This window comes from Pseudomonas sp. dw_612, from assembly GCF_018449725.1.
Taxonomy (GTDB): domain Bacteria; phylum Pseudomonadota; class Gammaproteobacteria; order Pseudomonadales; family Pseudomonadaceae; genus Aquipseudomonas.
Genome location: NZ_JAAVVC010000078.1, coordinates 1 through 285, shown reverse-complemented (window position 1 = coordinate 285; position 285 = coordinate 1). Strand labels below are relative to the sequence as shown.

Annotated in this window: 1 protein-coding gene; it reads left to right on the top strand. The window is 62.5% G+C overall.

Features of this window, described 5'->3' with window-relative positions:
• The coding region (locus tag HB680_RS32555; RefSeq protein WP_256735667.1) for a condensation domain-containing protein at nucleotides 1–285 on the top strand (285 nt) is incomplete at both ends.

The window sequence follows — 285 nt, the reverse complement described above, 5'->3', positions numbered from 1 at the left end:
GCGCTCAATCCCGCGCGCCGGCTTGAGCACACTCCAGTGTTTCAGGTGATGTTCTCATGGCAGAACGACGACTTCGCTGTCAACTTGGCGGGCCTGCAGGCGACACCGATCGAACTGGAGTGCACCAGCTCCAAGTACGATCTGGAGCTGGACCTGCGCGAATCCGGTGGCGCGTTGGTAGGTTCGCTGGTCTATCCCGTGGCCCTGTTCGATCGCTTGACGGTGGTACGTCATCTGGGCTACCTGGAGGCGATGTTGCGGGCGATGGTGGCGGATCCGGGCCAG